Origin of the sequence: Bosea vestrisii, from assembly GCF_030144325.1 — a bacterium.
Taxonomy (GTDB): Bacteria; Pseudomonadota; Alphaproteobacteria; order Rhizobiales; family Beijerinckiaceae; genus Allobosea; species Allobosea vestrisii_A.
Window position 1 is genome coordinate 792203 of the sequence record NZ_CP126307.1, and the last position, 20062, is coordinate 812264.

Consider the following 20062-nt stretch of genomic DNA (forward strand, 5'->3'; position numbering starts at 1 on the left):
GCCGGGGAGCCTGCCCCGGCCGCGAAAAACGAAAGCCAAAAGGTCTGCGGTCTTAAGAGCGCATGCGACGGCCCCGCGTCAACGGGCTCGTCACGGCAGGCGATTCAAGCTGCACTCGATTCAAGGAACCAAAGCGCCTTGTCGAGCGCCCGCGAATAGGCGGTGAAGATGTCGGCCGTATCGGCATCGCCCGCCTCGTCCGCCGCATCGATTGCCGCCCGAACCGACTTCGCAGCCTCAGCGTAACGTTCGATCAGCTCGGCGAGATGGTCCTTCACCGCGATGATGTCGGTCGGATAGGCTTTGATCTTGCTCGCGCCGTTGACGATCTGCGTCGTCCCCAACGCGATGCCGCCGAGCTGCACCGCCCGCTCCGCCACCGTATCGACATGGGTGTCGAGCTCGCCACGGAACCCGTCGAGCATTTCGTGGATGCCGATGAAGCCGGGCCCCTTCAGATTCCAGTGCGCCTGCTTGGTGATGAGCGCGAGATCGATGCCGTCGGCCAGCCGGGCGTTGAGCAATTCGATCATTGCCGTCTTGGTGTTGGATTTCAGGTCGTTGCGGGACTTGAGCTTGGCCATGGGAACCTCGCGCCTCGTGGAAGGCGACCATACCAGCAAAGCAGGCAATTCGACGACCGGCGGAAACGGAACCTCGACCGCGCTTCGGCGGTTGGGTGGAGATCACAAAGGAGCCGAGCGATGACCCACAAGACCGACCAGGACAGGACCTGGGAGCTGATCGAGGAGATCGGGCTGTGCATGCTCGTCAGCCATGACGGCAATGAAGACCAGTTGCGTGCCCGCCCGATGAGCGCCCACCCCCGCCGTGACGAGGATGCGATCTACTTCCTGACCGACCTACGCAATCACAAGGACGACGAGATCGAGATCAACGAGAACGTCTGCCTCTGCTTTAGCGACAACGGCTCGTATAAATATGTTTCGGTCACCGGCACGGCCAACCTGCTCGATGATCGCAACCGCGTTGCCGAACTCTGGTCAACGGCAGCGCGTGCCTTCTGGGACAGCAAGGACGATCCGAACATCCGCATCCTGAAGGTGCGCCCCACGCTGGCGGAATTCTGGGACAGCCCCGGCAAGATCGTGACGTCGGTCAAGATGGCTGCCGCCGCCGTCACCGGCTCGCGGCCGGAGCTCGGCAGCAATCGCAAGGTCCTGCTCTGAAATCGGGAGTAAAACGATGAGACTTCTTGTCCACCTCGTCGGCGCCTGGGTCGCCTCGGAAGCCGCTTCCGGCCGCTATCCTCGCCCCTTGTCGCTCGGCATGCAGCTCCTGGTTTCTCGGCTCGGGCCACAGACCGCACTGATGGCGCTCGCCGGCTATGCCATCCAGAGCCTGAACGAAGGCGGAGCCTTCGACTCGCTACGAGCCCGGCCTCGGTCGCGGCGCCGCTAGAGTTCGCTCCGATCAGCTTGTACGCAAGCTGATCGGAAAAACGGCTCCGTCAAAAAGTGAGAGACGGATTCAGCGTCGCCCGCCGCGGGCGACGCGCTCGATCTCGGCCCGGACCAGCCGCTCGACCATGGCCGGCAAATTGTCGTCGAGCCAGGTCTTGAGCATCGGCTTCAGCATGTCCTTGACCAGGTCTTCGAGCGTGCGCGCATTGTTGCTGAGCACGGTGTTGGCGAGCGCGCCGAAAGCGCTGTGCACAGCGGCGCCGGCCTGATCGGAAATCAGCGCCGCCATGTCCATCGGCGCCGGTTGCGGCTGAACCGGAGGCGGCACGAAGGCTACAGGCTGCGGCGGCTCTGGTTCGGGGGCCGGTTGCACCGAAGCTTGCGGCTCGATGAAGTCGACATCATCAGCTGATGCTTCGACGGGCGCAGTCGGCTCCTCCTCGATGCGTTCGGCCTCGGCGCCGAGATCGAGCACGTCGTCTTCGATCGGTTCCGCCTCGGGTTCCGGTTCAGGCTGCGGAGCGAGCGCGGCCGGTTCCGGTGCAGGCTCCGGTTGCGGCTCGGCAGGCTTCTCGTCATCGGCGATGATCCGCCGGATGGAGGCGAGAATCTCCTCCATCGAGGGTTCGCTGGCCTTGGGCTGCGCGCTCATGCTGATTCCGGTCACTCGACTCAAGGGACGCCCATGGAATCAGCGCGCCCCACTCATGAGTATTTCACCGAGAAACCAGCAGGCAAGCTCGTGCCGGGGCCGCCCACAGGAGAAATCCGGAGTGTTGCGCCGGCGCGTCTACGCGCCGGCCAGGGTGCCTGTTCAGCGCCCGTCCGGCGTCTGTGTGCCCCAGAGCAGGCCCTTGACCTGATCATAGTGCTTCCGGGAGTCGTAGCGCTCGGCTTTGAGCTTCAGCGTGTCGGACGAAAGCCGCCCCGTCGCCGACAGCACCGCATAGGACGCGACGACGCGGTCGCGCTGCGCCGTCACCAGCGTCGAACGGGCGATCACCAGTTCCTGCTGGGCATTGAGCACGTCAAGGGTCGTGCGCTGGCCGACCTTGGCCTCCTCGCGAACGCCAGCTAGAGCCGTCTCGGCGGCCTGGACCTGGGCCTGCGCCGCAGTGATCTGAGCCTTGGCGGCCTCGTGCCCGCCCCAGGCGGACACCACCGCCGCGCGCACCGTGTCGCGCGAGGTGTCGACCTCGATCCGGCGCTGCCCCGCCGTCTCCTTGGCCTGTCGCGTGCGCGAGTAGACTTGCCCGCCCTCATAGAGCGGGATCGTCAGGGTCGCGACCGCGCTGGCCGAGGTGCGGTTGTCGCCGAAGAACTGGTTGTCGTAGCGCTGCTGGACGGTGCCGCGCACACCGAGCACCGGATAGAGATCCGCCTCGGTGACCTTGACCTGCAGCTCCGCGGCATCGACGCCGTGCAGCGCCGCGATGATCGCCGGATGCGCTGTCAACGCGGCGTTGAGCGCTGCCGGCAGGGATCTCGGCAGCAGGTTCTCGACCGGCCGGCCAGGCGCGAGCTGCTTCGGCTCGGTGCCGATGTTCTGGCGGAAGCGGGCGATCGAGGTCTTCAGGTTGGATTCGGCCAGGATCGCCTGCGACTGTGCCTGCGAGAGACGCGCCTCGGCCTGCGCGACGTCGGTGCGGGTCACCTCGCCGACTTGAAATCGATCCTTTGTCTGACGCAGCTGCTCCTCCAGCACCTCGACGTTGTTGCGGTTGAGATTGAGGATCGCCGTATCGCGCAGCACGTTCATATAGGAGGTGGCGGCGTCGAGCAGGACGTTCTGCTCGGTATTCTGCAGGGTCGCGCGGGCGCCGAGCACCTGCGACTCGGCCTGGCTGACGGAGCTGCGGGTCTTGCCACCGTCGAAGATGTTCTGATCGACCTGGACGCCGGCGCCGCGCGGATTGAGGCGCGTGGTGCTGCGGTTATGCGGACTGCCCGTGCCTTGCGCATTGAACGGAGTGTCGCCGTCGGTGATGCTGGCGCCGATATCGGCGGAGGCCGTGACGCGCGGGCGATAGCCGGACAGCGCCTGCGGTACGTTCTCGTTCGTGGCGCGCACCGCGGCGCGCTGCGCATTCAGCGTCGGATTGGCTGAATAGGCGCGCGCCAGCGCCGCGTCCATCGTCTGCGCCAGCACCGGCGAGCCCGCCAGGGCTCCCAGCATGCCGACGATCGCCAGACGGCTCGCGGTCTTCTTCAAAGTCGGTCGCGTTATAATCACTGGACGCCTCTTGTGCGGACTCTAGTCACGCCCAGGCATCGCCCCAGCCTCGGCACTCGGTCTAAAAGCATAAGCTTCGCAGCTCGCCTCGCCAATGTCGCGAGGGGAACTGGCCGGCTTTCATTTCTGCACTGCCGCAAAAATGCGACACTCCCGCCGGCGATTAGTACCGACGGACTACCCATTCTGGGGAAAACCGCCCCGGAGAGCGGCCCGTCTCACAGGGCGAACACCTCCGCCTTGCGGAACTCACGTAGCGCAGGCGCCGCCGCATTGAAGACCGGCCGCCCCGAAAACGATTCGCCCGCCTTGCGATAGAGCACGACGCGCGCCGAACGGCCCAGCCCCTCGACCGCGATCAGGCGCCCGCCCTGGCGGACATGGCGGAACAACGGCTCGGGTTGAATCTCACAAGCGCCGCTGACCAGCACGGCATCGAACTGTCGGTGCTCCGGCAGGCTCGCGACCAGCTCGGCAGCCGCAACTCCCGGCTGGGCGAAAGCGGCACGCGCCAGCGCCAGGGCAGCCTCGTCCGGCTCGAGCAGCGTCGTCCTGGCGCCCATCGCCGCCATCAGAGCCGCGCCATAGCCCGAACCGCCGCCATATTCGAGAACCTCTTCGCCCGGCTGCAGATCCAGCATCTGGATCATGCGCGCACACACCATCGGCTCAGGCAGCGCCCGGCTCGTGCCTGGCAGCGGCTCCTGGCGGTCGAGATAAGCCAGATGGGACAATTCACCCGGCAGGAACGCCTCGCGCGGCACCGCGTCGGCCGCGGCGAGCACGGCGCGATCGGTTACGTCATAGGTGCGCAACTGGCAATCGACCATCACGCGCCGCAGTTCGGCGAAGCTGCTCATGCTCAAATCTCCAAAGGAAGACGCCCCGGCGGGCGCCTCGACCCCTGCCCGCGGGTTTTGGGCGAGGCTGCGGCAAAAGGCAAGGCCGGGAGATGGCGCGGGCTCGTTCGAATGGAGGACGCCGCCGAGCCGGCATCGCCGCAATGTTCGGCCGTCGACGCCGGCGCATAGGCGCCGCGTGCCATTTTCCTTCACCGCGGGTGATGAGCCATGACAGCAAAGCCCCTCTTCTGGTCGGCACTGATGCTGGCATGTCATCTCAGCCTGCCGGGCCTGGCCCAGGACCATCCGCTGCTGGGCCGCTTTCAGGGCTCGCAGCAGGTCGGCTTCAAGGAAGCGGCTTTCGACGAGGCCCGCATCATCACCGGCCCGATCGACGAGCGCAGCTCGCGCGAGCAGAGCGGCGCCGGCTGGCAGAGCGTCGAGGGCAAGGTCTTCACGCTCTACTACAAGCTGCCGCCCGGGCGCACCGGCCTCGAGGCGTTGCGCAACTACCAGGCGAGCCTGACCGGCGCCGGCTTCGAGGTTCCCTTCATTTGCTCGACCGAGGCGGGAAGCTGCTTCAGCGACGGGCGCAAATATCCCGGCCTGTTCCTCGGCCTGGCGCTCGACGGAACGACCGATCTGCCGAAACTGCAGCTCGGCGATCTCGTCCGCAACTTCTTCGGCAACGGCAATGGCCGCTATCTCTACGCAAGGCTGAACCGGCCGGCGGGCACAGTCCATGTCAGCCTCGCCTTCTCCGAGGATGAAAGCCGGGGCCGGACGGTGATCGCGCGTGTCATCGAGGCGGGTGCGATGCAGACCGGCCAGATCCAGGTGGTCGAGGCCAGCCAGCTCGGCCGGGAGATCGACCAGCACGGCCGCGCCAACCTCTATGGCATCCTGTTCGACTACGACAAGGCCGACATCAGGCCGGAATCGCAGCCTCAGCTCAAGGCGATCGCCGAGCTTTTGAGCAAGAGTCCGGCCTTGCGGCTGGACGTGGTCGGGCACACCGACAACCAGGGCAGCGCCGCCTACAACCTCAAGCTCTCCGATATGCGCGCCTTCTCGGTCGTCGCCGAGCTGGCGACCCGCTACGGCATCGAACGCAGCCGGCTCAACGCGCTCGGCAAGGGCCTCGAACAGCCGGTCGCATCGAATGGCGACGAGGCCGGCCGGGCGCGCAACCGCCGCGTCGAGCTGGTCCGGCGCTGATGAGCCGGCGCGGCGCGCTACCGGCTCCGCATCGGCAGTTCCGCCGCGCGCAGCAAGGCCGCGACCTGGCTCTGCTGGCGTGTCCCCGTCTTCCAGAAGATGCGCGCCAGATGGGTGCGCGCGGTCGTGATCTTGATGCCCTGGCGCTGCGCCAGCTCGGCCAGCGACAGGCCGGAAGCCAGGCCCACGGCCAGCCTCGCCTCGGCCTCGGTCAGATCGAAGAGCTGCTGTGCAGCGGCGAGCTGACCTCTGGCGGGCGCGATCACCCGCGCCACGATCATCACATCGCTCGAACGTCCGGACAGGGCATAGCTCGCCGAAAGCGGCGTCACGCAGACCGAAACGTCATCCGCCTCGGGACTGCGCGCCCGCAGCAGCATCTGGCCCCGCGCACCGGCAAGATCGCTCGCGCCTGCGACGAGGTCCTTCAGGCCGTTCTGTTCGCGGGAGGCGTGGGCGTAAAGCTTGCCGCCGCGCACAGCGAGAAGGCCTTGGGGAACAGCCAGCAGCTCATCGGCTGCGGCGTTCGCATAGGTGAGCTGCATCGCGCTGTCGACGATGATGATCGCGAGCGAAAGCTCGTCGAGGGCCCGCCGCGTCATCTCGCGCTCGATGCTGAGGCCACCGAGCTGCTGGCGCAGCAGTGTCACGCGCCGCATCACCGGCATCAGCCGCTCGAACAGCGCGAGCTCGGCGGCGTCGAACGGATCCTGCCGGCGCCCGCGCTGCACATCGCAAAGCCAGTACGACGAGCCGGTATCCAGGAGACGGCAGCCCAGGCCGCCATACATGTCCTGCGGCGCCATCCATTCACGCCAGATGTCGCTCCCTCTCAGCCGCTCCCAGCCGAACAGGACATGGTCCTGGTAGACTTCGCCGATCGGAATCTTGGCGACCTTGGAGACGAACAAGCCGAGTTCGGTGGGAAAGTTCTCGGCACAGAACGCGTCGAGATCGGGGTCACGGCTAGTAGTGATGGCGTTGCTGAGACCTCCGTGGGGCTCGCAATACGCAAGGCAGGATTTCGAGCCATTGAACAACTGGCGGATCTGCTCGACCGCGCCGGGCATCCGCCCGAAATCCAGTGCCGCATCCAACAGGCCATCGATGGTGCCCGTGAGCCCGTCAAGATTCGCCCGCGCCATCTCACCCCTCAACGGCCAGTCCATCCGCCGAGCGCAACCGGACCTTCCCCCTCGGCCTGGCATCATCCGCGTCGGCACCGACCGCGAATGCAAGCCGGAGAATCAGGCTAACCTCATGATCCGGTGACGCAAAGCCTGAAAAGACGCCTTACTGCCCGGAATCTTTCCCCAGCGTCACCCGTCAAAGCTTAGCAATCTTCGCTTCAGTCGCCTCGAAGCGGCGCTCGGTCGTCGACCTTGTCGAGCCGGACACCGCCAATCCTCGCGACGATATTTCCGCTGCGCGAGAACGATCCGGCAAGCTGCGCGTTTCACCGGGATCGCAACGGTTGAGGCGAAATGCGCTTTCCATCAGGAAGACAGGAGCTGAGGGCCGCCTTCAGGCGGATCGAAGCTGAGCTCCCACCCCGCTTCGCCCGAGCGATGCGCTGGCTTCGGCATCGCGATTCGCGTTTGATCAGAATCCCGGCGGGGCTCGCCCTCATCATCGGCGGCGTGTTCTCGTTCCTGCCGATCCTCGGTGTCTGGATGCTTCCGCTGGGCCTGATGCTGCTGGCAGCCGACGTGCCGCCGCTGCGGCGGCCGATGGCGCGCTTCGCGACCTGGTGCCTTGGTTTGCTTGAACGCTTCAGGCGTCGACGCTCGGATTGAACGCTGGGCCTTCGCGAGGACGTCAAACTGCGGGGTAATCCCGAGAAGCGCCAGATATCAGTGCAGGAAGAATTTGGAGGCCTCGCCCGGAATCGAACCGGGGTGCAAGGATTTGCAGTCCTCTGCGTAACCACTCCGCCACGAGGCCATCCCGGAGCGCCGCTCGAAGCGCGCTCCTCGGCGGGCGTCTAACCACATGCCGCAGCGCGCCGCAACCGAAACTCTCTCGGCAATGTGAATTGACGCTGGGGCAGACCCGGCGCTCACGATTTTCTCGGGCTCGATGCCAGCAAAGGGCTTGCACCCGGTGGGCGCCGCCGCTATACGCCGCCCACCGATCCCGGATAGCTCAGCGGTAGAGCAATCGACTGTTAATCGATTGGTCGCAGGTTCGAATCCTGCTCCGGGAGCCAGCATTTTCGAGGGCTTGAGCGGCGGCCGCTTGGGCCCTTTTTGCTTTCCGGATACAGATTGGCGCAGCGGGAGGCGCGACAGACAGCGATGCGGCTCTTCGGGCTTGAGCTTTCCCTGCGCCGCTGCGCCGCCCTGATCGGCTGGGGCGCCGTCGCCGTCGTCGTGTTCGCCACGCTATCCCCGATCGGTGCTCGTCCCCACCTTGCCCATTTGGGACCGCAGATCGAGCGTTTCGCCGCCTATCTGGTCGCCGCCGCGGCTCTCGCCACCGCCTACCCGGCGCGCAAGGGCGTGATTCTCCTGTGCATCGTCGCCGGCGCCGCCGGGCTCGAGCTCGCCCAGCATTTCGAGGCGAGCAGGCATGCCCGTGCCTTGGATGCGCTCGTCAAGATCCTGGGCGGCCTGACCGGTCTCGCAGTCGTAGCCCTGTGCGAGCGCCTCTGGTTGAAGCGAATCGCCGGCCTTGCGCTTGCCAAGCGGCCGGATTGAGCGACCGGCCGCTTCCCGTTCTGCCGCGCTATGCCACCAGTTGGCTGCACGCCGACGAAGCCGCCCCTGTTCAGGCGCTGCGGCTCATCGGCTCGGGGCGCACGACGCTCAGGCGCGCGGAGCCCTGCTCGCCGCCGATCCTGAAGGTCGAGACCAGGCCGTTGAGGCGCTTGATCTGATCCGAGAGCGACGTCGCCGAAGCGGCGCTTTCCTCGGCGAGGGCCGCGTTCTGCTGGGTCATTTCGTCCATATGGGCGACGGTCTGGCTCATCTCGTCGATGCCGTTGGCCTGCTCGGCCGAGGCCGTCGAGATGTCGGAGACCGTCGCCGAGACCCGCTTCGACGCCTCGACGATTCGATCGAGCACTGCACCGGCCTCTCGGACCAGGCTGACGCCCTGATCGACCTTGGCACCCGATTCGCCGATCAGGGCGGTGATATCCTTGGCGGCCACGCTGGAGCGCTGGGCGAGCGAGCGCACTTCGGAGGCGACGACCGCGAAGCCCTTGCCGGCATCGCCGGCCCGGGCCGCCTCCACCGCCGCGTTGAGCGCCAGCAGATTGGTCTGGAAGGCGATCTCGTCGATGACCGAGGTGATGTCGGAGATCTTGCGCGAGGCCTGCTCGATCTGCGTCATCGCCTCGATCGCGCTGCCGACGATCGTGCCGCCCTGCACCGCGATCTGCGTCGCTTCGCTGGCGAGCGCCGCAGCCTGGCGCGAGGAATTCGCCGACGCCTTGACCGAGGCTGCCAGCTCCTCGGTCGTCGCCGCCGTCTCCTCGAGCGAGGAAGCCTGCTCTTCGGTGCGCTTCGACAGGTCGTCGGCGCCCATATTGATCTCGCGCGCCGAGGTACCGACCTCCGAAGCCGTGGTCTGGATTGTCCTGACCGTCTCGGCCAGGCGGTTGACGGCGCGGTTGAAGTCGTCGCGCAGCTTCTGGTAATCGGCCGCGACCTGATCGCCGATGCGATAGGTCAGGTCGCCCTGCGCCAGCAGGTCGAGCCCGTTGGCGAGCAAAGTGACGACCTGCTGCTGCTCCTTCGCGAGTTTTTCGCGCTCGATCTCGGCGCGGCGCCGTTCCGTTTCGTTCTTCTCGCGCTCGGCGGCGGTCATACGCTCCTGCTCGCTCGCCTGTGCCTCGAGGCGCTTCATCTCGAGCCCGTTCTCCTTGAAGACGAGCACGGTCTTGGCCATCAGCCCGACCTCGTCCCCGCGCCGGCTGCCCTCGACAGCGGCATCGAAATCGCCGCCTGCGAGCTTGTCCATGGCGCCGCGCAGGCGCGCCAGCGGGCCGGTAATGGTCTTCGCCGACATCAGCAGCGCGAGCCCGATACCGAGCAGGATGCCGGCGAGGCTTAGACCCAGCATCAATTTGGTGATGAAGGCGATCTCGCTCCTCATCATGCTGGACTGGGTGTCGACCTCTTTCAGTACGGCGCCGCTGACTGTCACCACTGCCTCCGCCAACTCGGCGGTCTTGGCATCGGCCCTGTCCATGATCGCCAGTGCCTTGGCGTTCTCGTCGCGAGCTCCCAGAGCAATCGCCTCGTCGAGCGAACTCTTGATCTCCTGCACGCCGGCGAGCAGCCGGTCGAAGTCTGCCTTGAGATGCGGCTCCTTGGCGGCGGCCGCTGCCAATTGCGCCGTCGCTCGCTGATAGGAGCCGTTCATCTGGGAAACGCCGTCCTCCTGCCCCTTCGAACCAGCGGGGTAGGCGATGACTTTATAGGCTTGCGCCAGCATATCGTTGACTCGCCGGGCCGCCCGGCCGGTCTCGAACAGCGCGGGCGGCGCCGTATCGAGCATCTCGCTGTAGAGCGCTTCGGCGCGGGCGAGTTCCCGGTTGATGAAGAATGAGGCCGCCAGGCCGATCAGGCCGACGAGGGTGACGGCCCCGGCGATCTTCGCGCCGATTCGGGTATTGCTCAAACTGAACGAGGAGAACACCATGACTGTCAGCCCCATGAATGATGGCTGAATCGTAGTCATCACAAAGTAAACAAAAATAAAATTGTCAAAATTTAATATAAAATCCCGCCATGCATGCAGTGTTATCCGTGGCGGGATCGATATGAGCTTATGAAGCTTCGCTGCTGTCACAGCGAAAACTTACAAACAACCACTTCACAAACCAGAATGACTGGCGATCAGCGGGAGGGACGGGGCGCCAGTCAAACATAAGGTACTTCGCTGGTAATCTGGAGCCACACCCGTCTCGTGCGTCGCCCACGCCGTAGAGGGGCGTAGCTCCAGATTACCGAATTAAGAATCGTGGAAAGCGTGCGGCTGCGATATCCGGAAAGCGAAACCCGATATCTTTTTCTATATCGGGGCCGCCGTGTCATGGCGGGAAAGCTACATTGATAGCGGCTCGAAACGAGCGGTAAGCCGAAGCGAAAGATTGCGACGAGGGCGCCGGTCCGCCTTTTCAGTCGCGGCGCGTCAATAAGAGCGCGGCCCGCCGCCAATGCATCATGTGATTCGGCTTCTGCCACGGCCAAAAGTCCCGACAGCGTGCCGCAACGTAACGAAATCCCACTGAGAGCGCGGCTGCCCAGCTCTATAAAGAGAATAAATTTCTCTTGGTCGGCCGATGACCAGCTAAAATCTCCGCTCGCCCCGATATCGCCATGTTCGACCCCTGATACGCCTAAAGTCGTTCGCCCCGACATTTGGCCCGTACACGCCGTACGGCATGGAAGCAGTGAAGGTTGCATGACGCAGCGGGCGGGCGGGCACTACCAAGGCGACGACGAGCACAATGACTTGCTGGCGCGTCATAATCTGTTCGAAACCGACAATGCAGTCGCCGCTTGCCGGCAGACTTTCCTGTTCGAGCGCCAGGATTTTCTGGAGCCGCTCGATCGGGACGAACCCTTTCGCATGTCGATCAATTCCGTTCTCCTCGACGATGTTCGGATCAGCGCCGTGAAGACCAGCGGCCATCGTGTCCGCCTGGTCGAGGATGAGAACGTCACCCTGCTGCTGCCCTGGACCGGAACGATCCGGACCGACGACATCGGCCGCCAGATCGAGGCCCGCACCGATTCGATGCTGGTACCGACGCCGGGACCGCGCACGACCGTCTGCGAAGCGGGCTATCTCGGCCTGGTGGTCCAGCTCCCGCTGACGCGGCTGCGCAGCGCGGCCGCGCTGAATCCGGACGACCGCTGGCGCCCGGACGGCCAGGCGCCGGGGTTGATGAGTATCACGGCCGGCGAAGGCGCGGCGCTCGGGCGCTATCTGCGCCATCTCGCTTCCGAGCTCGACCAGTCCGACACGTTGCTCCCCGCACGGGGCACCGCCAATGCTGCGGCGGCGATGCTGACCGAACTGCTCGGCGCCGCCTGGCAGGCGGCGGTGGCGGGCACGGAACCCCACGTTCGGTCGGCCGGCATGCTCCAGGTCCGGCTCGCCGAAGAGATCATGCGCGCAAGATCGAGCGACGCGCTCTCGATCACGGCGCTCGCCGCCAGGGTCGGCGTCAGCACCCGATCGCTGCAGCTCGCCTTCCGCCAGTATCGCGGGACCGGGCCACGCCAGATCCTCGAGGAGATCCGCCTCGACGCAGCCCATGCCCGGTTGCTCTCGGCCGCTCCGGGCGACAGCGTCACCCGGATCGCGCTCGACTGCGGCGTTACCATCTCGGCCGGTTCGCCATGCGCTATCGCGCCCGTTTCGGCGAATCGCCGCAAACGACGTTGCGTCGCTGCCAGATCTAGGCATCTCCGCCAGCGGTGCGCTTTCGCTGACAGCTTCTGTCAGCACTCTCTGTCGTGACCTGTCGTGACCTGTCCCAGGGCCACGATCACGCCACTATCGCGCCTAGCTTGACCCGTCCCCGAACGGCGCCGCGACACGCGCCCGTAGCTGGAGACCAATGCATGCTAGCCCGTTCCGCGCCCGTAATGCCGTTGCTGCTGATTCTTGCCGGCCCTGCCCTTGCCCAGACCGCAACGACCACGGCTGCTCCGGTAGCCTCGGAGCCAACTGCGGCAAGCAAGTTGCCCGACGCCTGCCGGCTGCTGCCGCAGGCCGACCTTGAGGCGCTCTTCCCCGGGCGCCCGATCGCGGCCAAGGGCCCGACGCTGAGCCCGATCAGCCGCGGCCCGCAATATGCCGAGAGCTGCATGTACTCGGTGAAACTGCCGAGCCCGACCTCGAAGATGGACCATGCCCGCTTCGCCTCGGTCACGGTGATCCGCTGGGACGGCATCGCCAAGGGCCGCGAGACACCCAGCCAGGCCTTCGCCTCGATCAAGACGACACGGGAGAAGGTTGCGAGCGATCCCAAGCTCGCGCTCAAGCTCGAAGCGCTCTCCGGCATCGGCGACGAGGCCTTCCAGGAGACCAATTCGTCGAGCGTCGTGGTCCGCGCCCGCAAGGACGACCTGATCTACTCCGTCTCGCTCGATCTCTATTCCGAGCAGACCACGCTGAACGCGCTCGCTCTGGCGAAGCAAGCGGCTGCACGCTGGCAGGGCGGAACCGGCATGGTCGATGCGCCGGCGCAGCTGGCGACGAACAGCGCCGTGACCGTTCCGCAGGACACCCGCACCTCCTCCGTCGCGCCGGCCGCGCAATGGCCCGACGCCTGCACCCTGCTGACGCCGGCCGAGGTCAAGGCCGCCTTCCCCGACATGACTGTGAGTGAGCCGCGCAAGCTGATGGGCAAGATCACCCATGAGAGCCGCGAGAACCGGGTCGAGGCCCTGCCGAACCCGATCGGCTGCCAGTTCGACGCCAAGCGCACGATCGAGAAGGACGGCAAGCGCACCGTCGAACTCAACCAGATCCAGGTCAGCGTCCGCAACGTCGCCGCCACCGAGGATCTGTCGAAGCGCTGGTTCCAGAGCGCGATCAAGGTCTCCGAAGCCAAGACGCCGGTCGAAGGCCTCGGCGACGAGGCGGCGCTCGACATCATGAACCGCATCCATATCCGCAAGGCCCTGACGACGGTCGACGTCCGCGTCTCCGGCGGCGAGCGCGACCAGGTCTTGCACGATCAGGCGAAGGCGCGCGTCGGCGAGTTGGCGAAGATTGTGGCGGCGCGGCTGAAATAGTGAGGCGCCTCCCTTCCCCCTTGTGGGGAAGGGTTGGGGATGGGGGTGGTGCCGCTTGGCGATCGTCTCCAAAACGGGCTTGGCAGCAGCGACAGCGCCATCATGCTCTTGCCGATCGCTCCGGCTTTGCGACCCCCACCCCTGCCCCTCCACCCAAGGGGGAGGGGTTCGCGCGTATGAGCCTGTTTTTGCGGAGTGATCCTGCTAGGGAGAGGCCGATCAGCGAAAGGCCTCGACCTCATGACCGCGCGCTTTACCGAGACTCTCCGGCAGGCCAGCCAGCCCGGCTGGTCGCAATCCGTCGGCCACCGCTTCGTCCACGAATTGCTGGGCGGCACAGTGTCAGACGCGGTCATGGCCCGCTACCTGATTCAGGACCATCGCTTCCTTGACAGCTTCCTGACCTTGCTGGGCGCTGCGCTCGCCGGCGCCGACAGCTTCGAGGCCCGCATCCGCTTCGGCCGCTTCATCGGCATGGTCAGCGGTGAGGAGAACACCTATTTCCTGCGCTCCTTCGCCGCCCTCGGCGTCAGCGAGCAGGAGCGCGCCGAGCAGCCCGACACGAAGGCCACCGCCGGCTTCAAGGCGATCATGCGCGAAGCGGCCGCGACGCGCTCCTATGCCGCCGCCCTTTCCGTGCTGGTCGTGGCCGAGTGGCTCTATCTCGACTGGGCGCAGACCGCGTCGCAGCCTCTGCCGGCGAACTTCGTCCACGCCGAATGGGTCACCCTGCACGACAACCCCGATTTCCGCGACTTCGTCGGCTTCCTGCGGTCGGAACTCGACCGCGTCGGCCCGGGCGAAGCCGAGACCAGCCGGGACTTCTTCCTGCGTACCGTCGCGCTGGAGAAGGCCTTCTTCGACTCGGCCTATGACGAAGCCTGAGCCGCGCGCCGTGGCCTGAGGCAGGCGTGACAGGCGCAAGCCTTTCTGCCACAAGCACAATCGAGAGACGGGGGCGTTCGCCGCAAGGCGAGCTGAGAAGCACCCTTCGAACCTGAACCAGATCATGCTGGCGGAGGGAGTCGCTCGGGGCAGCCTCGCCAGCGTTTCCCCGTGCCCGCCTTCCACCGGAAAGGCGAGCCTTGACGACGCAGGACGCGACAGAGCGGATTTCGGCTTCCGCGAGGCCTATGATGGCCCCGCTCGCTGCTGCGCTGCGCACGATTCTCGTCCTGCTCCTGGCCTGGCAGGCCGCAATCTGGCTGTTTGCGCCCCCGCGCTACATCCTGCCCTCGCCGCTCGACGTCGCCGCCGCCTTCCAGCGCCAGCCCGGCTTCCTCTTCGGCCACAGCCTGACCACCATGGCCGAGATCGTGCTCGGCTTCGTGCTCGGCTCAGCTTTCGGCGCGCTGACGGCGCTCGCGATCGTGGCGCTGCCGCGGCTCGGACGCCTGCTCTGGCCGGTGCTGCTCGTGCTTCAATCCTTCCCGGTCTTCGTCATCGCACCGCTCTTGGTCGTCTGGTTCGGCTTCGGCATGGGCTCGAAGGTGATCATGGCGACGATCATCATCTTCTTCCCCGTCGCCTCCGCCTTTACCGACGGCCTGCGCCGGACCGATCCCGAATTGATCGACGCCACCGCGCTGACCTCAGCGACGCATTGGCAGACGCTCCGCCATGTCCGCCTGCCTTTGGCCATGCCGAGCCTCCTCACGGGTCTGCGGGTCGCGGCTCCGCTCGCGCCGCTCGGCGCCGTGATCGGCGAATGGGTCGGCTCCTCCGCCGGGCTCGGCTTCGTCATGGTCCAGGCCAATGCTCGCATGCAGACCGACACGGTCTTCGCCGCGATGACGGTGCTCGCCGTGCTCAGCCTCGTCCTGCGCCATCTCGTCGACGCACTCGGCCCGCGCCTCATTCCCTGGGCGAGCGAGCAATGACGCCGCCCCGCTTCAAGCCGATCACGCAGAAGGACTTCGCCTTATGACCCTATGCGCCCTCACCCGACGCGCTCTCCTCGCTACCGGGCTGGTCCTGGCCGCCGGCCTCGCCAGCCCGGCGCGCGCCGCCGACAAGCTGACCGTGATGCTCGAATGGTTCGTCAATCCGGACCATGCGCCCCTGGTCGTCGCGCAGCAGCTCGGCCTGTTCAAAGAGGCCGGGCTCGAGGTCACGATGGTGCCGCCCTCCGACCCGTCCGCCGTGCCGCGCCTCGTCGCCGCCGGCCAGGCCGATATCGGCATCCACTACCAGCCCAATCTCTATCTCGACCACGCCGCCGGCATCCCGATCGTCCGCTTCGGCACGCTGGTCGAGACCCCGCTCAACAGCGTCATCGTCAAGGCCGACGGGCCGATCAAGAGCCTCGCCGACCTCAAGGGCAAGACCATCGGCTACGCCGTCTCGGGCACCGAGACCACCCTGCTCGGCCAGATGCTGGCCAAGGCCGGCCTCAAGCTCGACGACGTCAAGCTGGTCAACGTCAACTTCGCGCTCTCGGCCGCCCTGATCGGCGGCAAGGTCGACGCCACCATCGGCGGCTACCGCAATTTCGAGCTGACGCAGCTGAAGCTCGAAGGCCATCCCGGCATGGCCTTCTATCCCGAGGAGCACGGCGTTCCCGCCTATGACGAGCTGATCCTGATCACCCGCCGCGACGCCCTCGCCGACAGCCGTCTGCCGCGCTTCCTCGACGCGATCGAGAAGGCAGCGCTCTATTTGACCAACCATCCGCAGGAAGCCTGGAAGCTCTTCATCGCCGCCCATCCCGATCTCGACGACGCCCTCAACCGCCAGGCCTGGATCGACACCCTGCCCCGCTTCGCAAAGCGCCCGCGCGCTCTCGATACCCGCCGCTACGAGCGCTTCGGCGCCTTCCTCGTCGAGCGCGGCCTGATCCAGAAGGCCCCGGCGCTCGCCGAGATCGCGGGCGAGGTGAAATAGCGAACGGAACGCGGCAGCAGGCCCACCTGCCGCCTCCCCATCCCGCGTTCACATCAGAGCGGACCTGTGCTGGTGGCTCTGGGTTTCCAGCCGATCGCGATGCTATGAGCCGGCTTCGCGGCCATCCGGCGGGCCCTCGCCCGCTTTTGCAGCTGCGCCCGGCGAAGTCATCCTATGAACGTCAGTAAGCCGATCGCCTCCACCCGCCGCGCCGACCTGCCGGTGCTGTTCGCGCTCAGCGCGACGCATCTGCTCAACGACATGATCCAGTCGCTGATCCCGGCGATCTACCCGATCATCAAGACGGCTTACGCTTTGGATTTCGGCCAGATCGGCCTGATCACGTTGACCTTCCAGATCACCGCCTCGCTGCTGCAACCGGTCGTCGGCCACTACACCGACAAGAACCCGATGCCCTATTCGATGGTCGTCGGCATGGGCTGCACGCTGACCGGGCTGATCGGCCTCGCCTATGCCGGCAGCTATCCGCTACTGCTGCTGGCTGCCGCCTGCGTCGGTCTCGGCTCCTCGATCTTCCACCCCGAGGCGACCCGCATGGCCCGCAATGCCTCGGGCGGCCAGCAGGGATTGGCGCAAGGAATCTTCCAGGTTGGCGGCCAGAGCGGCGGCGCGCTCGGCCCGCTGCTCGCCGCTTTCATCATCGTGCCGCGCGGCCAGACCAGCGTCGCCTGGTTCTCCGCCGCGGCCCTGCTCGCCATGATCCTGATGGTCTGGACGGCGCGCCGCTATGCCGCCCTGAGTAAGGCTGCCGCCGCCGCTCCGAAGCCCACGAAGATCGCGACCGCCGCGCCTGCCCCCGCGCACTCGAAGGGCCAGATCGCCTTCGCGATCACCATCCTGGTGATCCTGCTGTTCTCGAAGAACGCCTACTCGTCGAGCTTCAGCTCGTATTACACCTTCTATCTGATCGGGAAATTCGGCGTCTCGGTGCAGGCGTCGCAGCTGATGCTGTTCCTGTTCCTCGCGGCCGCGGCCGTCGGGGCGCTCGCCGGCGGCATCATCGGCGACAGGGTCGGCCGCAACCGCATCCTCTGGTTCTCGATCCTCGGCGCCCTACCCTTCTCGCTGATGCTGCCCTTCGCCGACCTGTTCTGGACCGGCGTGCTGACGGTGGTGATCAACCTGATCATGGCAAGTTCCTTCGCCGCGATCCTGATCTACGCGATGGAGCTGATGCCGGGCCGGATCGGCCTGATCGGCGGATTGTTCTACGGCCTGTCCTTCGGCCTCGGCGGGCTCGCAGCGGCGATCCTCGGCGAAGTCGCCGACTGGATCGGCATCGAGGCGGTCTATCGCATCTGCGCCTTCCTGCCGGCAATCGGCCTGCTCGCCTGGTTCCTGCCGAAGGTGGAGCACCGGCGGGGGTAGACAGCGCTACCGCCGCCGGCGGAACCGAGATCGGATCACTCAATCGGGACAGGCCATCGTTGCGGCACATTGCTTGCCGCAAGAACAACAACAGGACGTGAGTTTCAATGATCTACGAAATGCGCGTGTATCGCTGCTTGCCTGGCCGGCTTCCGGCTTTGCTCGACCGCTTTGACAAGGCCACACTGAAACTGTGGGACAAGCACGGCATCCGGCAAGCCGGGTTCTTCACCACGCTGATCGGGGAGTCCAGTCAGGACCTGACCTATTTCCTGGCCTGGGAGTCGCTCGCCGAGCGCGAGAAGAAATGGACGGCGTTTGCGACCGATCCGGAGTGGACCGAGGCGCGCACCAAGAGTGAAGCGGACGGCCAGATTGTTGGCAACATCGAGAGCCAGATTTTGGCGCCGACGACCTTCTCGGCGGTAAAGTAACCGCCCTTCGACGCAGCGCGGCTTCCCATCGCCCGCCGGCATGCTCTAACTGAGACATGCCGCATGAGCCCGCCACGCAGACCACGGCCGAGACCGCCGAAGCCGACCTCGCCGCCGAGGGCCTGAAGCCTGATGACGGGCGCTATTCGGCTTTTGCGCCGCTGCGCCAGCCGATCTTCCGTGCGGTCTGGATCGCTAGCCTTGCCTCGAACTTCGGCGGCCTCGTCCAGATGGTCGGCGCTGCCTGGCTGATGACCTCGCTCTCCGATTCGCCGGACATGGTCGCGCTCGTCCAGGCATCGACCGCGCTGCCGGTGATGCTGTTCTCGCTCGCCGCCGGCGCGATCGCGGACAATTACGACCGTCGCCGCATCCTGCTGACGGCGCAGGGCTTCATGCTCGCCGTTTCGGTCATGCTGGCGGTCTTCGCCTGGTATGGGCTGCTCTCGCCCTGGCTGCTCCTGACCTTCACCTTCCTGCTCGGTTGCGGCAACGCGCTCAACAACCCGGCCTGGCAGTCCTCGGTCGGCGACATGGTGCCGCGAGCCGAAGTGCCGGCGGCGGTGACGCTGAACAGCGTCGCCTTCAACATCGCTCGCAGCGTCGGCCCGGCGATCGGCGGCGCCATCGTCGCCGCCTTCGGCGCGGTCGCGGCCTTCATCGTCAATGCCTTCAGCTATATCGGCCTGCTCGTGGTGCTGGCTCGCTGGCAGCCGCCGCGCGTCGAGCGCCTGCTGCCGCGCGAGACCTTCCTGATCGCGATGAGCGCCGGCCTCCGCTATGTCGCGATGTCGCCCAATATCCGCGCCGTCATCCTGCGCGCCTTCCTCTTCGGCTTCGGTGGCATCGTCGGTCTCGCTTTGATGCCCCTGGTCGCACGCGATTTGGTGCGCGGCGGCCCGCTGACATTCGGCATCCTGCTGGGAGCCTTCGGCGCCGGCGCGGTCGCCGGAGCCTTCGTCAGCGCCCGGCTGCGTCGTCGCTTCAGCACCGAGACGCTCGTGCGCCTGACCTTCCTGGCCTATGCGGCCGCGGCCCTGGTGGTGGGACTGAGCCCGACCCTATGGCTCACCATGCCGGCGCTTGCAGTCGGCGGCGCCTGCTGGGTGCTGGCGCTCTCGACCTTCAATTCGACGGTGCAGCTGTCGGCGCCGCGCTGGGTGGTGGGGCGCGCGCTTGCGCTCTACCAGATGGCGGCCTTCGGCGGCATGGCCGCGGGTAGCTGGGCCTGGGGCTGGGTCACCCTCCATGCCGGCCCGACCGGCGGCCTCACCGCAGCGGCGGTCGCCCTCGTCTTCGGCGCAGCCCTCGGGCTGCGGTATCCGTTGCCCCCGCTCGAGGCGCTCAATCTCGATCCGCTCGGCCGCTGGCGAAAGCCCGAGGTCGCGGTCGATATCGAGCCGCGCAGCGGCCCGGTCTTCGTCACCATCGAATGGCGGATCAGGCAGGAGGATGTGGTCGAGTTCCTGAAGGCGATGGAGGAACGCCGGCGCATCCGCCGCCGCGACGGCGCCCGCCACTGGTCGCTGCTGCGCGACCTCACCGATGCCGAGCTTTGGATCGAGCGCTACGACAGCCCGACCTGGGTCGAATATGTCCGCCAGGCCCAGCGCGTCACCCAGGCCGACGCCGAAATCGGCGACCGGGTCAGGGATCTGCATATCGGGCCCGAGCCGCCGGTCGTGCACCGCATGGTCGAGCGTCAGACCGGCGCGCTGCCGCGCGAGCTGCTGCGCGCGACCCAGCGGGCGCAGGCGTCGCCCTGAGCGGTGGCGATCCCCGGCGAGCTGGGTCGGCATCGGGGCGGTCTACCGCCTCTGCGCCGTCCTGCCGGCAATCGGGCTGGTGGCCTGGTTCCTGCCGAAGGTGGAGTGTC

Annotated in this window: 19 protein-coding genes, 2 tRNA genes and 1 riboswitch; of the genes, 14 read left to right on the forward strand and 7 right to left on the reverse strand. The window is 66.4% G+C overall.

The genetic code is table 11. The features are described 5' to 3' along the window. Positions 1-104 precede the first annotated feature (104 nt). A complete protein-coding gene (gene dps / locus QO058_RS03855; protein WP_284170441.1) occupies positions 105-584 on the reverse strand; it encodes a DNA starvation/stationary phase protection protein Dps in 480 nt (159 codons plus the stop codon). Positions 585-704: 120 nt separating this feature from the next. Here dps and QO058_RS03860 point away from each other — a divergent pair, with 120 nt between their 5' ends. Both QO058_RS03860 and QO058_RS03865 read left to right on the forward strand, forming a co-directional pair. Continuing rightward, positions 705-1190, forward strand: coding sequence for a pyridoxamine 5'-phosphate oxidase family protein (locus tag QO058_RS03860; RefSeq protein WP_284170442.1), 486 nt, complete (start codon positions 705-707; stop codon positions 1188-1190). 16 nt (positions 1191-1206) lie between these two features. Then, positions 1207-1422, forward strand: a complete 216-nt coding sequence (locus QO058_RS03865; RefSeq protein WP_284170443.1) for a hypothetical protein — start codon at positions 1207-1209, stop codon at positions 1420-1422. A 69-nt stretch (positions 1423-1491) separates the two neighbouring features. Here QO058_RS03865 and QO058_RS03870 read toward each other — a convergent pair whose 3' ends face one another. The 3 genes from QO058_RS03870 to QO058_RS03880 all read right to left on the reverse strand — a co-directional run bounded on the left by QO058_RS03870 (position 1492) and on the right by QO058_RS03880 (position 4517). Continuing rightward, positions 1492-2076 carry a PopZ family protein gene (locus tag QO058_RS03870; protein WP_284170445.1) on the reverse strand — a complete coding sequence of 195 codons (585 nt, stop codon included), beginning with the start codon at positions 2074-2076 and terminating at the stop codon, positions 1492-1494. Between the two features lie 162 nt (positions 2077-2238). After that, on the reverse strand, positions 2239-3636 hold the full coding sequence (locus QO058_RS03875; protein ID WP_284170446.1) for a TolC family outer membrane protein: 1398 nt from the start codon (positions 3634-3636) through the stop codon (positions 2239-2241). 239 nt (positions 3637-3875) lie between these two features. After that, complete coding sequence (locus tag QO058_RS03880) at positions 3876-4517, reverse strand: protein-L-isoaspartate O-methyltransferase family protein (protein ID WP_284170448.1); 642 nt, start codon at positions 4515-4517, stop codon at positions 3876-3878. A gap of 210 nt (positions 4518-4727) precedes the next feature. Here QO058_RS03880 and QO058_RS03885 point away from each other — a divergent pair, with 210 nt between their 5' ends. Further along, positions 4728-5717: an OmpA family protein gene (locus QO058_RS03885; RefSeq protein WP_284170451.1), complete on the forward strand. Its 990-nt coding sequence runs from the start codon at positions 4728-4730 to the stop codon at positions 5715-5717. A gap of 17 nt (positions 5718-5734) precedes the next feature. Here QO058_RS03885 and QO058_RS03890 read toward each other — a convergent pair whose 3' ends face one another. Beyond that, positions 5735-6862: a helix-turn-helix transcriptional regulator gene (locus tag QO058_RS03890; RefSeq protein ID WP_284170453.1), complete on the reverse strand. Its 1128-nt coding sequence runs from the start codon at positions 6860-6862 to the stop codon at positions 5735-5737. 453 nt (positions 6863-7315) lie between these two features. Between QO058_RS03890 and QO058_RS31000 the strand changes: the two genes are divergently transcribed. Next, positions 7316-7513, forward strand: coding sequence for a hypothetical protein (locus QO058_RS31000; protein ID WP_347975842.1), 198 nt, complete (start codon positions 7316-7318; stop codon positions 7511-7513). Between the two features lie 74 nt (positions 7514-7587). Here QO058_RS31000 and QO058_RS03900 read toward each other — a convergent pair. Next, a tRNA-Cys gene (locus QO058_RS03900) sits at positions 7588-7661 on the reverse strand. Positions 7662-7851: 190 nt separating this feature from the next. Between QO058_RS03900 and QO058_RS03905 the strand changes: the two genes are divergently transcribed. Continuing rightward, positions 7852-7926 (forward strand) — tRNA-Asn (locus QO058_RS03905). 88 nt (positions 7927-8014) lie between these two features. Then, positions 8015-8416: a VanZ family protein gene (locus QO058_RS03910; protein ID WP_284170455.1), complete on the forward strand. Its 402-nt coding sequence runs from the start codon at positions 8015-8017 to the stop codon at positions 8414-8416. Positions 8417-8486: 70 nt separating this feature from the next. Here the strand turns inward: QO058_RS03910 and QO058_RS03915 are convergent, their stop codons facing one another. Then, on the reverse strand, positions 8487-10517 hold the full coding sequence (locus tag QO058_RS03915) for a methyl-accepting chemotaxis protein (protein WP_284170457.1): 2031 nt from the start codon (positions 10515-10517) through the stop codon (positions 8487-8489). 414 nt (positions 10518-10931) lie between these two features. Here QO058_RS03915 and QO058_RS03920 point away from each other — a divergent pair, with 414 nt between their 5' ends. The 8 genes from QO058_RS03920 to QO058_RS03955 all read left to right on the forward strand — a co-directional run bounded on the left by QO058_RS03920 (position 10932) and on the right by QO058_RS03955 (position 19952). Then, positions 10932-12197 carry an AraC family transcriptional regulator gene (locus QO058_RS03920; protein ID WP_284170458.1) on the forward strand — a complete coding sequence of 422 codons (1266 nt, stop codon included), beginning with the start codon at positions 10932-10934 and terminating at the stop codon, positions 12195-12197. Positions 12198-12301: 104 nt separating this feature from the next. After that, positions 12302-13480 (forward strand): hypothetical protein, encoded by a 1179-nt coding sequence (locus QO058_RS03925; protein WP_284170459.1) that lies wholly within the window; start codon positions 12302-12304, stop codon positions 13478-13480. A gap of 240 nt (positions 13481-13720) precedes the next feature. Beyond that, positions 13721-14365, forward strand: coding sequence for a TenA family protein (locus tag QO058_RS03930; RefSeq protein WP_284170460.1), 645 nt, complete (start codon positions 13721-13723; stop codon positions 14363-14365). A 59-nt stretch (positions 14366-14424) separates the two neighbouring features. After that, a riboswitch (TPP riboswitch) is annotated at positions 14425-14521 on the forward strand. Positions 14522-14616: 95 nt separating this feature from the next. Further along, positions 14617-15360 (forward strand): ABC transporter permease, encoded by a 744-nt coding sequence (locus tag QO058_RS03935; protein ID WP_284170461.1) that lies wholly within the window; start codon positions 14617-14619, stop codon positions 15358-15360. A gap of 43 nt (positions 15361-15403) precedes the next feature. After that, entirely contained in the window at positions 15404-16363 is a 960-nt protein-coding gene (locus tag QO058_RS03940; protein WP_284170462.1) for an ABC transporter substrate-binding protein, read from the forward strand. A gap of 174 nt (positions 16364-16537) precedes the next feature. Then, positions 16538-17752, forward strand: coding sequence for an MFS transporter (locus QO058_RS03945; protein WP_284170464.1), 1215 nt, complete (start codon positions 16538-16540; stop codon positions 17750-17752). A gap of 107 nt (positions 17753-17859) precedes the next feature. Further along, complete coding sequence (locus QO058_RS03950; protein ID WP_284170466.1) at positions 17860-18186, forward strand: NIPSNAP family protein; 327 nt, start codon at positions 17860-17862, stop codon at positions 18184-18186. A 56-nt stretch (positions 18187-18242) separates the two neighbouring features. Then, a complete protein-coding gene (locus QO058_RS03955) occupies positions 18243-19952 on the forward strand; it encodes an MFS transporter (protein WP_284170468.1) in 1710 nt (569 codons plus the stop codon). Positions 19953-20062: the final 110 nt, after the last annotated feature.

Bases quoted from the DNA above. Each gene is read 5' to 3' on its own strand.
- QO058_RS03865 (WP_284170443.1), top strand. From the start codon at position 1,207: ATGAGACTTCTTGTCCACCTCGTCGGCGCCTGGGTCGCCTCGGAAGCC.
- QO058_RS03950 (WP_284170466.1), top strand. From the start codon at position 17,860: ATGATCTACGAAATGCGCGTGTATCGCTGCTTGCCTGGCCGGCTTCCG.
- QO058_RS03890 (WP_284170453.1), bottom strand. From the start codon at position 6,862: ATGGCGCGGGCGAATCTTGACGGGCTCACGGGCACCATCGATGGCCTG.
- QO058_RS03910 (WP_284170455.1), top strand. From the start codon at position 8,015: ATGCGGCTCTTCGGGCTTGAGCTTTCCCTGCGCCGCTGCGCCGCCCTG.
- QO058_RS03940 (WP_284170462.1), top strand. From the start codon at position 15,404: ATGACCCTATGCGCCCTCACCCGACGCGCTCTCCTCGCTACCGGGCTG.
- QO058_RS03880 (WP_284170448.1), bottom strand. From the start codon at position 4,517: ATGAGCAGCTTCGCCGAACTGCGGCGCGTGATGGTCGATTGCCAGTTG.
- QO058_RS03870 (WP_284170445.1), bottom strand. From the start codon at position 2,076: ATGAGCGCGCAGCCCAAGGCCAGCGAACCCTCGATGGAGGAGATTCTC.
- QO058_RS03930 (WP_284170460.1), top strand. From the start codon at position 13,721: ATGACCGCGCGCTTTACCGAGACTCTCCGGCAGGCCAGCCAGCCCGGC.
- QO058_RS03925 (WP_284170459.1), top strand. From the start codon at position 12,302: ATGCTAGCCCGTTCCGCGCCCGTAATGCCGTTGCTGCTGATTCTTGCC.
- QO058_RS03860 (WP_284170442.1), top strand. From the start codon at position 705: ATGACCCACAAGACCGACCAGGACAGGACCTGGGAGCTGATCGAGGAG.
- dps (WP_284170441.1), bottom strand. From the start codon at position 584: ATGGCCAAGCTCAAGTCCCGCAACGACCTGAAATCCAACACCAAGACG.
- QO058_RS03955 (WP_284170468.1), top strand. From the start codon at position 18,243: ATGCCGCATGAGCCCGCCACGCAGACCACGGCCGAGACCGCCGAAGCC.
- QO058_RS03885 (WP_284170451.1), top strand. From the start codon at position 4,728: ATGACAGCAAAGCCCCTCTTCTGGTCGGCACTGATGCTGGCATGTCAT.
- QO058_RS03935 (WP_284170461.1), top strand. From the start codon at position 14,617: ATGGCCCCGCTCGCTGCTGCGCTGCGCACGATTCTCGTCCTGCTCCTG.
- QO058_RS03945 (WP_284170464.1), top strand. From the start codon at position 16,538: ATGAACGTCAGTAAGCCGATCGCCTCCACCCGCCGCGCCGACCTGCCG.